Here is a 14,509-nt window from a genome sequence, read left to right as displayed (position 1 = left end):
AGCACCTCGCGCTTGATTTGCACGGGATCAACACCGATATCGGTCTCAAGCGATAAACATAAGCCGCTCCGGCACGATCGGGTCTTCGCTTCTAAAGCCCACCATAACGTTCACGCGAGAGTTGCGTAAGGCATGTCGAACGTAGGTTATTTTGCTTTGGCTCAGATTACGCTAGAACGGTCGGCGAACGTTGTCGTTCGTCCTCGGTGCGGGCGCGCTTTGGAAGGATTTTCGAGATGAGCGCAAACGACAGCGCCGCCCCGAACTCGTCTGCGAGTGAGCGGCCACGCGATCCGGCTTCTGAGCAGACTCTGAAGAACGACATGTTGTCGACCATTCCGAGCCTGCGCGCTTTCGCGTTCTCGCTTTGCGGCAATGCCGACCGGGCCGACGATCTGGTTCAGGAGACCTTGATGAAGGCCTGGATCAATCAGAATTCCTTCACGCAGGGCACGAGCATGTCGGCTTGGCTCTTCACGATCCTTCGAAACGTCTTCTATTCCGAATATCGCAAGCGGCGCCGCGAGGTGGAGGATGCGGAAGGCACGATGGCCGCCCGCCTTGTCTCCGTCCCCGAGCAGAACGGCCACATGGATCTGCAGGATCTCCGGGCTGCGCTGCAAAAGCTGCCTCCCGAACAGCGCGAAGCGTTGATCCTCGTTGGCGGCTCCGGCTTTGCCTATGAAGAGGCAGCTCAAATTTGCGGTTGCGCTCTTGGAACGTTGAAGAGCCGCGTCAACCGTGCCCGGAATGCGATTGCGGCATTGCTGGCGATCGAGACGTCATCGGAGATTGGCCGGTCCGAATGGCCGGCGTCGGGCGAATTCAGCAGCGTCCTGATGTGGGAGCGGAACTAACGGTTTCGCCGCACTCGGCCGGATCTCAGAGAAGGCTTCCAACGGACCTATGAATGCGGCGTTCACCCGGTACGCCTGATGTCGCTACGCAAAGCGCGCATCCTCAATCAGCCCGCTTGGCGGTGACGATCGTGGTTCCAGGTTTCGAAGCGGGGCCTGTGAACTTATCGGTTGCAAGATCGTAGGCCTTCGTCCCGAAACGCGTGGTGGTGGTGTTTGCTGCGGCAAGGGTCGAGATGCCGGCCCGTGCGGCGGCCCTGATGCCGACGACCGATGATCCGAGTGCGGAGCGCGGCACGACCTTCTCCGATTTCGTCACCGACGTCAGACTGCGGAAGTTCGATCGATCCAATCGCGCCAGGACAAGGTCATTGGGGCGCGGCACTGGCACCGGAATTTGCGGCGCCTCGACGATCGATGCGGAGGCTGTTCCGCTGTAGGCCAGCACTGCGGCGGGCGCGGCATGACCTCGACCAGGCCCTTCTGTGATGACGGCCGGAAGAGCTGAACGCGATGTGTTGCCGATGAGGGCGCTGATCCCATCGGCCCGGGCGAGGCGGGCCACCTGCTGCGCCGTTGGCGCGGGCGCCTCGATTTGCCTCGACAGTTCGGCTGGCCGCACCGGCGGCATAGGAAGATCCGGAGTTGCGTCGGCAAGTTCGAGAGGCCGTAACGGCGGAACAGGAACAGCCAAGCCGGATGTCGCCAAAGTTGCGGCCGGTACGGCAAGTTCGGGGACGGGCGGCGGAAAGGTTGCCGCAGGCGCCGGGCTCTCGCGGGGTGTGACCACGGGAGCGACCGTCTCCTGTGCCTGCTGCTGGCTCTGCATCGACATGGCCAGGGCGAGTTTGGCGTCGGCGCTGGGATCAGGCGCCGCTGCAGGCTCGGGCCGCCGTGAAAGGACAGGAGTCCGCTCGGTGGACGCCGCTCCTGGGTTGCGGGCTCCCTCGGATTGAAGGAACGCCATCGCACCGCCACTTTTGCTCCCAGAGTCGAGACCCGCGACCGGCGTATTGGATGCATACCGCGACGTGCTCGCCACGCGTTGAGGGGCCGGGGGCGGCGTCCCGCGGCCACCCCGCGTTTCCGACCCAGCTGCCGCGGTATCTTCGTCCTCGTCGCCGCTCGTTCCGAACAGCCAAGCGAAGAAGCCCTTCGACTTCACTTCGGTTGCGGTCGGGTAGCTTCCATCGCCGCGCGCTTCGAGTTCGGCACGCGCCTCTTCGTATCCCGGCAGAGGCTGTCCATTCGAAGGGATGTGGACGGTCTTGCCATCGGGAAAAAGGCGCGCCAGTTGATCGTAACTCATGCGTGGCCAGTGCCGCACGCCACCCACATCCATATGGACGAAGGGCGTTCCGGCCGTCGGATAGAAGCCGACCCCACCGCGCTGTAGCCGCATGGCGATCTCGCGAATCTTCGACATCGGAACATCGAAGTAGTGTTGGTCCATCGCCTTGCCGAGGATGTGCTGGGAATGTTCGGCAACGCCGCGCGTGCGCCGGCGCAACATCGCGTTCGTCTCTGGTGACCGATAAGCCGACATCACTTCGATCGGCTGCCGCGAGCCCGATTCGCGATAGACTTCCCAGATCGTGTCAAACAGGCGCGGGTCCATCTTGGTCGGCTCGTCACGCCGCCAGTCCCGGAGGAACCAATTGAGCTTGTCGAGCACGCGCTGGTCGTAAGTCCCGTCGACCAGATAGGTCGCGGTGATCGATTCCTTGGTGTGGACGTGATAAAGCTGGATCGTCCGCGTATCGCCGTTGGCCACCGCATTCTGGGTTTCGCCCGGCAGAATCGCCACGCCGAAACCGACCGCAAAGCCCATCAAGATCTTCAGGTTACGACCACAACACGGAAGGCTGCGGATAGGGCGTCGCTTCAATGCGGGACTCACTCGTAAGAACACTCGTGGCCAAGATGCCACAGGCAACACTCGGCGCGAGCTTTACTGATAAGCGTTAACGGTTCGTCGCCGAACCGGCTAGATGCAAACGAATGTGTCGTCTCCCCTCCCTTGCTCGGGACCGCACTGAAAAGCAACCCGTCCGGTGATCCGTAGAGAGCCGTATAGCCGGGCAGCATTCAGGCGGTTTGAAGGCACTGCCACCGCCATTCACGATTCATTCGGCCGAGGCTCAATCCCGAAGTCCCAAGGCGAGCTTCACCTTCTCGGAATAGCCGTACACGTCGTCCCGAAGCTGCAATCCGCCACGCTCATCCACGAATGCCGTGAAATACACGATGTGGATCGGGAGTGGCGACGGCAGATTGATCGTGCGTTCCTCACCGCCAATCATCTTCTTCACGCGTTTTTCGGTCCATCCTCTGTCCGGCCCCAACAGCACTTCCGCGAGCTTGAACGGCTGGTCCACCCGCACGCAGCCGTGGCTGAAGGCGCGCTTCTCCTTGCCGAACAAAGCCCGGGCATTGGTGTCGTGCAGATAGACGGCATGCTGGTTCGGAAACATGAATTTGATACGGCCAAGCGCATTGTCGTCGCCCGGCGGCTGCCGCACGAAGGTGACCCCGTTTCGCTCGATGACCTCGTAGCCATGGTTGGCGAAGTAGTTGGGGTCCTGCGCCAGTTTTGGCAGCATTTCCTTCTTGATGATCGAGAGCGGCACATTCCAGTAGGGATTGACGATGATGAAACGCATGGCATCTGAAAAGATCGGCGTCTGGTGATCAGGCTTGCCGACCACGACCCTCGCGTGATGTGTCACGGCCCCGCCCTGCACCACGTCCAGGCTGAAGTCCGGCACGTTGACCGTGAGGTGGTCGGTCCCGAGATCGCGTGGCACCCAACGCCAGCGCTCCATATTGGCGACGAGTTCGTTTTCGAGGCGCGCCGGGTTGCCGCCCGACAGAGCCGCGATGGTGCGCGGCGTCAGCATTCCGGAGGCCGGCAATCCATTGAGCCTTTGAAACTCGGCAACGGCCGCAACGACCTTCGTGTCGTAGACGAGATCGTCCGGACTTGGGTCGGCGGCGGCGGCATCAAGGCCGAAGCGCGACCGGATCAACGGGACGCGCGCGTCGCGCATGCCGAGTCGCAAAGTGGGTCCCAGCGGGATACCGGCCCGGGCCACAGGAGCGGCTTGCCGCAATTCGGCGAGCTTGGCGCGGAGCGCCGCATAACCAGGTTGTGGCGGGTTGAAAGCCCGCAGAGCCGCGCCTGCGTCGGGGGCCCCGATCACGCTCGACAGGATCTGCGGCACGTCGACGAGGGTGCGTTTGGCTGTGATCAAGCGATTGATCTGCAGGGGATCGACGCGTGCTCCGCCAGCCTGCCGGGCGTAGGCGACAACCGCCTCGCTGAGGGCAAGCTCGGCCTGCGCCAATTCGACCGCGGTCGGATCGTGCAACACCGGGACGCTGAATCCGTGCAGGTTCAGCCCATCCTCGCCCGCCCGCTCGATCCGCGACAGGGCAGCACGGGCCGAAAGGCTGAAGTGCGTGCCTTCGATCCAAAGCGGCGCATGGTTCCTGGACTCGTAGAAGGCAGCGATCGCGTCCCGATCGCTTTGCCGCTCTCGCACCTGATCCGCAGTCAGGCCTGCCTTTTGGACCTCCGAGGGCGCTTTGAACGACGGAAGCGCTTGTTCGAGATCCTGGGGCGAGAGACCGGCGGTCGATCGTGCATCGAGTGTCGGAGCCGCCGGAAGATCCGGCGGTGCGATGCCGAGGTCAGGAGCAACCACGACGGGCTGGAGAACAGGGTCGGTCGGTGCCCGAAACACCGCATCGGTCGGCTTGATCGACCCGGTCACATCCACGAAGGGGGTCGGGGCGGTCTCCTCAAACCGAAACGCCGCCGGGAGCGCGAATGGCCGAGCGACCAGGACATCCGCTTCCGAATGCGCAGAACGGGACGCCAGGACGGCTTGAGCAGCCGCGGAACCGAGGCCCCCTCCCCCTAAAAGAACCGCAGAAAGCCCGAGACTGACCGCCGCCGCACGATGACGCCGCATGATATGCACTGCCTTCTTACTCACCAGTGGCTGCCCCCGGGGTCGCTTCACGCGGATATGCCGCAAGCGAGCAACCCCGTCTTGGTTCGTCCGCACAAACCTGGTTTTCCCCGCGAGCCCGTGGCCGGGCGGTCACAAAGCGGACCCTCGGGGGCAGCTTTATCCGCGGAGAAGCGATTGTCGCTTCAGTCAGACGAGCCTGATTGGCCAGTCATGAAGAGCTTTGTAGGGTCGGGTGTCAGGCCGCCGCCTCATCGGCGTCGTCGCCTTGCAGGCCATATTCCTTCATCTTGCGATAAAGGGTGGAACGGCCGATGCCGAGCTTGCGCGCCATCTCGGACATCTGCCCACGGTAGTAATCCGTAGCGAACCGGATGAGCGCTCGTTCGACGTCGTCGAGCGTTCGCACCTCGCCGATCTCGTCGAGAAGCTGCAGGGAATGAGGGTCACGGATGCTCATCGTGACCGCTTCGCGGCCCGTGATGGGATAGTCGGGCACGGTCTGGATTTGAGACGGAGCGGGAGGCAATCTGACATCGAAGCCCTCGACCTGCGCCGCAATCTGCGGAAACTCGGTCACGGTCAGCTCATCCCCATCGGCCAGCACAACCGCGCGGAACAGCGCGTTTTCGAGCTGGCGGACGTTGCCGGGCCAGTTGTAGCGCGACAGAAGCGACAGGGCCTCAGCCGTAATCCCCCGGAGGCGTTTGCCCTCCTCGGCGCCGAAACGCGCGCAAAAACGCCGCGCGAGGTCCGCAATGTCAGCCCGCCGGTTGCGCAGAGGCGGGATTGTGATCGGGAAGACGTTGAGGCGGTAGAACAAATCTTCGCGAAAGCGGCCCGCTTTCACGAGTTCGATCAGGTTCTGGTTGGTTGCCGAGATGAGGCGGATGTCGACGCGGACCGAGCGCCGAGCGCCGACCGGATCCACTTCGCCCTCCTGGAGAGCCCGCAGCAGCTTGACCTGCGTTTCCAGCGGCAATTCCCCGATCTCGTCGAGAAACAACGTCCCGCCATGCGCTTCGACGAATTTTCCGGCGTGTTTTTCGGTCGCGCCTGTGAAGGCGCCCTTTTCGTGGCCGAACAGGATCGATTCGACAAGGTTTTCGGGCAGCGCGCCGCAATTGACGGTGACGAAGGGCTTGCCCTTGCGCTCGGATGAGCCCTGGATGGCGCGGGCCATCAATTCCTTGCCGACGCCGGATTCACCTTCGATCAAAACGGGAATCGATGACCGTGCGGCCCGTTCGCCGAGCCGGATCACGCGGCCCATGTCTTCGCTTTTCGTCACGATGTCCTTGAACGTCATCGATCCGGATGCGCGGCGTGTCATTCGGCGCACCTCCCCCTCGAGGGCGTCGAACCGCAGCGCATTCTTGATCGACACCGAAAGGCGCTCTGCGCCGACAGGTTTGACGACGAAGTCGCTGGCCCCGGCCCGCATGGCCGCGATCACGGTTTCGATCGAACCGTGCGCTGTCTGCACGATCGCAGGCGTCACGATCCTTCGCTCCCGCATTCGGTTGAGGACACCCATGCCATCGAGGCCGGGCATCATGAGGTCGAGGATCACCAGATCGATGGCTGACGGCTCGCTTTGCTCAAGCCGGCTGATGGCGGCTTCCCCGCCGTCGACCATCTCGACCTCGTACCCGAAACGCCGCACCATGGCTTCGAGCAGACGTCGCTGGACCGGGTCGTCATCGGCAATCAGGATGGTGGAAGACATGCAGCCTCGAAAGGCGGAAGCGGCTCCGCCGGATAGTCCCTATGCTGCGTCAGTAGGGTAAACGGGGCCTTAAGGAGCCCGCAAACGAGACCGGATCCGGCACCGCCGCGACCGCCTGCGACGGCAAGCTTTACCCCAAGGAGGTGATTGCCGCTCCATCCTGCGATATGGGACGCATAGGCCCTTTCACATCGGGCAGCCCTCAGTCAGGACGTCGCCATCGATGACCCCACACCGCGAAACTCGGGCACAATCCGCCAGCGCCTCGCAGACGGCGGATACCGTGCCTCTCGGCGTTCTGCCGGAATGGGACCTGAGCGATCTTTATTCCGGCATGGACTCCCCTGCGTTTCGCGACGACCTCACGCAATCGGCAGCAGCGGCGAAAATATTTGCGGACACCTACCGCGGCAACCTCTCCGCCTTGGCGGCGGGACCGGACGCGGCCGTGGCGCTCGACCACGCCATCTCCCAATATGAGGCGCTCGACGACAAGCTCGGCCGCATCATGTCCTATGCCAGTCTGCTCTATGCGGGCGATACGTCGGACACCGGTCGCGCCAAATTCTTTGGTGATGCCCAGGAGCAAGTGACGACAATCTCGTCGGATCTCCTGTTTTTCACCTTGGAGCTCAATCGGATCGACGACGACGTGCTTGGCGATGCCGCATCGCTGCCACCGCTCGATCGCTATCGCCCATGGCTCGACGACCTCCGCCGCGAAAAGCCCTACCAGTTGGAGGACCGGGTCGAGCAACTGTTTCATGAGAAGTCCGTCACAGGCCGCGCCGCGTGGGTTCGACTGTTCGACGAGACGATGACGGCCTTGCGGTTCTCGGTGGATGGCGAATCATTGCCGCTCGAAAAGACCCTGAACCTGTTTCAAGACACTCGGCGGGATAGGCGGCGGGCGGCCGCGGAGGCACTGGGGAAGACACTGAAGGAGAACGAGCGTACCCTCGCGCTCATCACCAACACGCTCGCCAAGGACCGTGATATCGGCGACCAATGGCGTGGGTTCGCCGACGTCGCCGACGCGCGCCATCTCGCCAACCGAGTCGAAGGACAGGTGGTCGATGCCTTGTTGCAGGCCGTGCAGTCCGCCTACCCACGCCTGTCGCACCGCTATTACCGCCTGAAGGCGCGCTGGTTCGGGGTCGGCCAGCTCGACTATTGGGATCGCAACGCGCCGCTCCCCGATTCGCCGAATTGGACGGCCTCCTGGGGTGAGGCACGCGCCACGATCCTCGAAGCCTATGATGCCTTTTCACCAAAACTGGCCGGCATCGCGCAGACGTTTTTCGACAAAGGCTGGATCGACGCTCCACTCCGCCCCGGCAAGGCGCCGGGCGCCTTCTCGCATCCGACTGTTCCCTCGGCCCATCCCTATATTCTCGTCAACTACCAGGGCCGCCCGCGCGACGTCATGATCCTCGCCCATGAGCTCGGCCATGGCGTTCATCAGGTGCTGGCCGGCCCAAACGGGGCCCTGATGGCACCCACGCCCCTCACCCTGGCCGAGACCGCATCCGTGTTCGGCGAGATGCTCACCTTCCGGTCGCTGCGCGAGAAAACCGCCGATCCGCGTGCCCGCTTCGCGCTTCTCGCCGCCAAGGTGGAGGACATGCTCAACACGGTGGTCCGGCAGATCGCCTTCTACAGTTTCGAACGTAAGCTGCACCAGGAGCGCCGATCGGGCGAACTGACGGCGGAACGCATCGGTGACTTATGGATGTCGGTGCAGACCGAAAGCCTCGGTCCCGCCATTCGGCTCGGGCCGGGCTACGAGACCTTCTGGTCCTACGTCCCGCACTTCATCCACTCGCCCTTCTACGTTTACGCCTATGCGTTCGGAGACTGCCTGGTGAATTCGCTCTACGGTGTCTATGAGAAGACGCCCGCGGGCTTCGCCGAGCGGTATCTCGCGATGCTGTCGGCCGGCGGCAGCAAAACCTACACGGAACTGCTCGCCCCCTTTGGCCTGGACGCTCATGATCCCGGGTTCTGGTCGATCGGCCTCGACCTCATCGCCGGTATGATCGACGAGTTGGAAGCTCTCGACCGCAGCGCTTGAGCCCGGGAACTGCGTTGATGGCCGGGACAGTGCAGCTTGGGCGCGGCTCGCGCGGGCGATGGCGCTGTAGAGAATCTAGCCGCGCATCGGCAGGTGACCTCTGATGCAGAGTGCCGCACGAGGCGTGCGGTGCTCGACAAAGGGCGTGGTAAGCCACATCTCCCACCCAGGGGGCTTGGCACCGCATGAGCAGTAGAGAAGACAATCGATTTTCGGCCCGCGCGGCACGCTATGCCAGGGTCGGTGCGAACGTCGGAGGCGTCGCGGCCCGAATTGCAGGCGCGCGGCTGATGGGCGGCGACTCCGATGCGGCGAACGCCGCAGCCCTCGGGAAGGCGCTCGGAGGCCTCAAAGGGCCGATCATGAAGATGGCGCAGCTCTTCGCCACGATTCCGGATGCCTTGCCGCCGGAATATGCCGAGGCGCTGCAGAAGCTGCAAAGCGATGCACCGCCCATGGGGGCAGCCTTCGTCAAGCGGCGCATGCAGGCAGAACTTGGGCCCGACTGGCAGGACAGGTTCGGCTCCTTCGATTTGAAGCCTGCCGCGGCCGCGTCGCTCGGTCAGGTTCACCGGGCCACGACCCGGGAAGGGCTGCCCCTGGCCTGCAAACTGCAATATCCCGACATGGCCTCGGCCGTCGAAGCGGACATCCAGCAGCTCGATCTTCTCTTTTCGATGCATCGGCGCATGTCGCCGGCGGTCGATACGCGCGAAATCCTCAAGGAGGTGTCGGAGCGGGTGCGGGAGGAACTGCATTACCGGCAGGAAGCCCAGCATGCGGCGCTCTATCGGCACATGCTGGCCGAGGTTCCCGAGGTGACCGTTCCGGAGATCCATGACGATCTGTCGACCGAGCGTCTTCTCACCATGGGATGGCTCGAAGGCCGCAAGCTTCTGGACTTCAAGGATGCGGATCTCGAAACCCGCAACCGGATCGCTGTGGCGATGTTCAAGGCCTGGTGGGTGCCGTTCATGCGCTTCGGCGTGATCCATGGCGACCCGCATCTCGGCAATTACACTGTCCGCTCGGAGAGTGGCGTCGCGACCGGCATCAACCTGCTCGACTATGGTTGCATCCGCATCTTTCCGGCCCGGTTCGTAGGCGGGGTGGTGGATCTCTACCGCGGCCTATTGGAGGGCGACCTCGCACGGGTCTCGAAGGCCTATGATACCTGGGGCTTCCATGGCCTTCGGTCGGAGTTGATCGACACACTGACGCTTTGGGCGAAATTTATTTACGGGCCGATCCTGGATGACCGCGTGCGCACCGTCGCAAACGGCATCGCGCCCGGCCAGTACGGACGTCGGGAGGCCTTCCAGGTTCATAAGGTGCTGAAGGAAAAGGGTCCAATAACGATACCACGTGAATTCGTGTTCATGGATCGTGCCGCCGTGGGGCTCGGATCGGTCTTCCTGCATCTTTCGGCTGAGATGAATTTCGCACGATTGTTCCAGGAGACGATTGCGGATTTCGACGAAAGCAGAGTGGCGGAGCGTCAAGCCGAGGCTCTGCGAGCTGTGGGACTACCTCCGCTTGTCGATCGTTCGGCACCGTCATCAAGGACCGCTCGATCGTAGCGGTCGTACACAAAGCATTCACCAATCCCGGACATCGTGCCGTGGCCGTGCATCGGCCGCGGCGCCATGGGGTTTGAAGTTCCGTGCCGAGCCTCGTTCGTTTTCTGCTGATCATAGGCCTCATTGCGGCCATAGCGTTTGCAGCCATGTTCGCGCTTGCGACCTTTGTGACCGTCACACCTCGGCCCATGGAGCAAATCGTGCCGCCGGCCAGATTGAACAAGTAGAGTGCCGATGCTGCCTCGCTCGTCGCGTTTGATCGACCTCTTTCTCGACATGATCACTGTGGAGCGCGGCGCGGCGGCCAACACGTTGCAGGCCTACCGCCGTGACCTTGAGGATTACGGTGCTTTTCTTGAAGGCTGCGGTTCGTCCTTTCTCGACGTCGACGGCAAGCGCATCCGCGCCTACCTGACGGATCTCGCCGAAAGGGGGCTGAAACCGGCATCGGCCGCGCGGCGTCTCTCCGCCGTCCGACAGTTCCACAAAGCGCTTTTTGCGGACGGGCATCGCGCCGACAACCCGACGCTCGCACTCGACAGTCCGAAGCGCGGGCGCCCTTTGCCGAAGGTTCTCACGATCGACGAGGTCGATCGTATGCTCAGTCTGGCACGGTCGGACATCGACGTGCCCGATCGGTCGCCCCTCGATCGCCGCCGGTCGGCTCGCCTTTATTGCCTTCTCGAAGTTCTCTACGCGACGGGGCTGCGGGTCTCCGAGCTCATGGCGCTGCCACGTTCGGCCGCGAAGGTCGCGGCCAACCGAGAACCCGCGCTTCTCGAAATCAAGGGCAAAGGCGGGCGTGAGCGGGTGGTCCCCCTCTCCGAGCCCGCGAAGGCCGCGATCCTGCTCTATCGCGCGATTGCGGAAGAGGGCAGCCCGGCCCCTTCGCGCTGGCTCTTTCCCGCTTTCAGCGAGAGCGGGCACATGACCCGTCAGGCCTTTGCACGGGACCTCAAGGGGCTGGCGGGCGCGGCCGGACTTCACCTCGCCCGGGTCAGCCCGCACGTGTTGCGGCACGCCTTCGCGAGCCACCTGCTGCAGAATGGTGCCGACCTGCGAATCGTGCAGGAATTGCTCGGCCATGCCGACATCGCGACGACCCAGATCTACACGCACGTGCTCGACGAACGCATGAAGGCTATGGTGCGGGACTTGCATCCTTTGAACGAGGGATGATCCAGGCACCACGTTTATGATCGATACCGAGGGTCTGCTGGCCACAGGTGATTTCGTCGAGATCACCCCTGGTGACGGTGTCGTCCTCGACATTCGTTATTCAACGACAAATAATTTCGTCGGGCGTCCCATCTACGGTGGCTTCGACCGCCTGATCCTGCACCGGATCGCGGGCGAAAAGCTTTGTCGCGCCGTGACCTTGTTGAACGAGCGGGAGCCGGGTTGGAAGCTTCTCGTGTTCGACGGCCTGCGTCCGAACACTATCCAGCAGATCTTCTGGGATCTCGTGCGAGGCACGCCTCAGCAGATTTATGTCGGCGACCCCGCCATCGGCTCGATCCACGGGTTCGGCCTTGCGGTCGATCTCTCCCTGCTCGACGAGAGCGGCCGCGAGGTCGACATGGGAACGCCGTTCGACGATTTCACGCCGCTGGCGGAGCCGCGTCGGGAAGCTGCCTACCTGGCGACGGGGGCGCTCACGCCTGCACAGGTTCGTCATCGCGCGCTCTTACGTCATGTCATGGAGGCGGCCGGCTTTCAGTCTCTCGCGATCGAATGGTGGCACTTCGATGCTCTACCACCCGAGATTGTCCGGGCGCAGTTCCGCCTCATGCCTTAGGGTCGGCCTTCCCGGTCGGGCGAAGTCGTCGACATGGATGGACAATCCCTCGCACCTGCGCAACAAGGCTCCTCCAAATTGGGGACCAAGATGGATCGGCTGAAACTCGTCGAGAGCGACGCGCCCTCGGACGTTCGGGCCATGATGTTGCAACTGGGTGAAGCGGCACGGGCTGCCCAGCGCCGTCTCGCGACATCCACGGATGCGGCCCGCTCGACGGCGCTCCGTGCGGCCGCGCTGGCTCTGCGTGATCGGCGAACCGCCATCCTCGACGCCAACGTCCGCGATATGGCGGAAGGTGTCCGGCGCGGGTTGAGCCCGGCGTCGCTCGATCGCCTGAAGCTCGACCCCTCCCGCATTGACGCGATGGCGCATGCCATCGAAGAGATCGCGGCCCTGCCCGATCCGGTCGGTCGGATGCTTGCGCGATACGAGCGACCAAACGGTCTCGTGATCGAACGCGTGGCAACGCCGCTCGGGGTCATCGGGGTAATCTACGAGAGCCGTCCCAATGTGACCGCCGATGCCGGCGCCTTGTGCCTCAAGGCCGGCAATGCCTGTATTCTCCGCGGCGGCTCGGAAAGCTTCTGGTCGAGCATGGCCATCCACGAGTGCCTGCTGGAAGGCCTGGCCGCGGCGGAACTTCCGGCCGCCGCCATCACGCTCGTGCCCACCCGCGACCGCGATGCCGTCGGCGCCATGCTGAGCGGTCTTCGGGGCAACATCGACGTCTTGGTGCCCCGTGGCGGCAAGGCCCTCGTGGGGCGCGTGGAGGCCGAGGCGCGCGTTCCGGTCTTCGCCCATCTCGAAGGACTGGTTCATCTCTTCATCGATCGGGATGCCGATCTTGAACGGGCCCGTGCGATCGTGCTGAATTCCAAGCTGCGTCGCACGGGGGTGTGTGGCGCAGTTGAAACCCTGCTGATCGATCAAGCCGTCGCGGCCACGCACCTAGCCCCGCTCGTGACCGCGCTGATCGATGCCGGCTGTGAAGTGCGTGGCGATGCCACCACCCAGGCAGCCGATCCGCGCGTCGTAGCGGCAACCGAAGAGGACTGGCGAACCGAATATCTCGACCGCATCATCGCCTGCCGTGTTGTGGACGGTCTCGAAGCCGCGATCGACCATATCGCGTCTTATGGATCGCATCACACGGATGGGATCGTCACCGAGAATCTTGAGACGGCCGAGGCCTTCCTGGCCCGTGTGGACTCCGCTATCGTGGTACACAACGCGTCGACACAATTCGCCGACGGCGGCGAATTCGGGTTTGGCGGAGAAATTGGCATCGCCACCGGCCGCATGCACGCGCGCGGGCCCGTCGGGGTCGAACAGCTGACATCCTTCAACTATCGGGTGCGTGGGACGGGCCAAACGCGACCGTGACAGACCCAAATCCGGAGGTGCGGGCGGGGTGGCTGGCCCGTCTCCCTCCCAAACATGCGGCTGGGCTGAAAATCGGCCTGTTCGGCGGCTCTTTCAATCCGGCCCATGAGGGACACCGGCTCGCCAGCCTCATCGCTCTCCGGCGGCTGAAGCTCGACCGCGTGTGGTGGCTGGTCTCGCCCGGCAACCCGCTCAAGAGCCTGGACGAGCTCGAAGGACTTGAGGCCCGGATCGCAAAAGCGCGCCGCGTGGCCCACCATCCCGCCATCGACGTGACCGGAGTCGAGGCAGCCCTCGGGACACGGTTCACGGTGGATGTGCTGCAGACGCTCGTCCGCCGCTGCCCGGGTGTTCACTTTGTCTGGATCATGGGCGCCGACAATCTTGCGAACTTTCCACGCTGGCAGCGGTGGACCACCATCGCCCGCACGGTGCCGATTGCCGTGGTCGATCGTCCCGGCTCGACGTTGCGCAGCCGGCAGGGTGGTGCCGGAGTCTATCTTGGACGCTGGCAGCGGCCCGAACAGGCAGCGTCGCGGCTGGCCCTGGCAAAGCCGCCGGCCTTCGCGTTCCTGCATGGGCCTCGCTCACCGCAATCCTCCACCGCGCTTCGTGAAGCGCTCAGACGCGGTGATAAGGATGGCCGGCCAGGATCGTGATGATGCGGTAGATCTGCTCGGCCATCAGAACGCGCACCAACTGATGCGGGAAAGTGGCGGACCCGAAGCTCAGCGTCTCGCTTCGGGACAACAGTTCCGGCGACAATCCGTCCGCACCGCCGATGATGAAGCAGCAGGCCGGAAGCCCGTCATCGCGGGCCTTTCCGATCGTCTCGGCCAGGGAAGTGCTGCTGAGCGACCGTCCCTTTTCGTCGAGCACGATCACGCGCGCGCCAGCCGGAACCTTCGACAAGAGGCTTGCAGCCTCCTCGTGCTTCCGCTGCGCGGCGCTGCGGGCACTGCTCTCTTCGATCTCGACATCAAGGACGCCGCTGATGCCGACCGCGCGAGCCGCCGCCTGAGATCGCCCCATGTATCGCCGCAGCAGTTCCCTTTCGGGGCCGTCCTTCATCTGACCCACGGCAAGCAAAACCAGCCGCATTAAAGAA

Annotated in this window: 11 protein-coding genes; 7 read left to right on the top strand and 4 right to left on the bottom strand. The window is 63.6% G+C overall.

Translation table 11 applies throughout. The features are described from left to right. Positions 1–236: 236 nt before the first annotated feature. Entirely contained in the window at positions 237–857 is a 621-nt protein-coding gene (locus M8523_RS03240; protein ID WP_282583366.1) for a sigma-70 family RNA polymerase sigma factor, read from the top strand. 103 nt (positions 858–960) lie between these two features. Here the strand turns inward: M8523_RS03240 and M8523_RS03235 are convergent, their stop codons facing one another. From M8523_RS03235 to M8523_RS03225, 3 genes are all read right to left on the bottom strand, one after another. Next, the gene (locus M8523_RS03235) at positions 961–2,688 is read right to left on the bottom strand and encodes a peptidoglycan L,D-endopeptidase MepK (RefSeq protein ID WP_282583365.1); all 1,728 of its coding nucleotides are present in this window, start codon (positions 2,686–2,688) and stop codon (positions 961–963) included. A gap of 310 nt (positions 2,689–2,998) precedes the next feature. Continuing rightward, positions 2,999–4,858 (bottom strand): L,D-transpeptidase family protein, encoded by a 1,860-nt coding sequence (locus M8523_RS03230; protein ID WP_282583364.1) that lies wholly within the window; start codon positions 4,856–4,858, stop codon positions 2,999–3,001. A gap of 214 nt (positions 4,859–5,072) precedes the next feature. Continuing rightward, positions 5,073–6,563, bottom strand: coding sequence for a sigma-54-dependent transcriptional regulator (locus M8523_RS03225; protein ID WP_282583363.1), 1,491 nt, complete (start codon positions 6,561–6,563; stop codon positions 5,073–5,075). A gap of 223 nt (positions 6,564–6,786) precedes the next feature. Between M8523_RS03225 and M8523_RS03220 the strand changes: the two genes are divergently transcribed. The 6 genes from M8523_RS03220 (at position 6,787) to M8523_RS03190 (ending at position 14,060) form a co-directional block, all read left to right on the top strand. Next, the gene (locus M8523_RS03220) at positions 6,787–8,637 is read left to right on the top strand and encodes a M3 family oligoendopeptidase (protein ID WP_282583362.1); all 1,851 of its coding nucleotides are present in this window, start codon (positions 6,787–6,789) and stop codon (positions 8,635–8,637) included. A gap of 185 nt (positions 8,638–8,822) precedes the next feature. Continuing rightward, entirely contained in the window at positions 8,823–10,217 is a 1,395-nt protein-coding gene (locus M8523_RS03215; protein WP_282583361.1) for an ABC1 kinase family protein, read from the top strand. Between the two features lie 234 nt (positions 10,218–10,451). Then, entirely contained in the window at positions 10,452–11,396 is a 945-nt protein-coding gene (locus tag M8523_RS03205; RefSeq protein WP_282583359.1) for a site-specific tyrosine recombinase, read from the top strand. 16 nt (positions 11,397–11,412) lie between these two features. Beyond that, a complete protein-coding gene (locus M8523_RS03200; RefSeq protein ID WP_282583358.1) occupies positions 11,413–12,015 on the top strand; it encodes a M15 family metallopeptidase in 603 nt (200 codons plus the stop codon). Positions 12,016–12,105: 90 nt separating this feature from the next. Beyond that, positions 12,106–13,401, top strand: coding sequence for a glutamate-5-semialdehyde dehydrogenase (locus M8523_RS03195; protein WP_282583357.1), 1,296 nt, complete (start codon positions 12,106–12,108; stop codon positions 13,399–13,401). Then, on the top strand, positions 13,398–14,060 hold the full coding sequence (locus tag M8523_RS03190; RefSeq protein WP_282583356.1) for a nicotinate-nucleotide adenylyltransferase: 663 nt from the start codon (positions 13,398–13,400) through the stop codon (positions 14,058–14,060). Before M8523_RS03195 ends, M8523_RS03190 begins: the two co-directional genes overlap by 4 nt. Here the strand turns inward: M8523_RS03190 and rlmH are convergent. After that, positions 14,023–14,502, bottom strand: a complete 480-nt coding sequence (rlmH, locus tag M8523_RS03185; RefSeq protein WP_282583355.1) for a 23S rRNA (pseudouridine(1915)-N(3))-methyltransferase RlmH — start codon at positions 14,500–14,502, stop codon at positions 14,023–14,025. The genes M8523_RS03190 and rlmH overlap by 38 nt on opposite strands. Positions 14,503–14,509 lie beyond the last annotated feature (7 nt).

Source organism: Lichenifustis flavocetrariae (genome assembly GCF_026130545.1).
GTDB lineage: Bacteria > Pseudomonadota > Alphaproteobacteria > Rhizobiales > Beijerinckiaceae > Lichenihabitans > Lichenihabitans flavocetrariae.
Note: the sequence above shows the minus strand (reverse complement) of the source record. Positions and strands in the feature narration are given on the sequence as shown.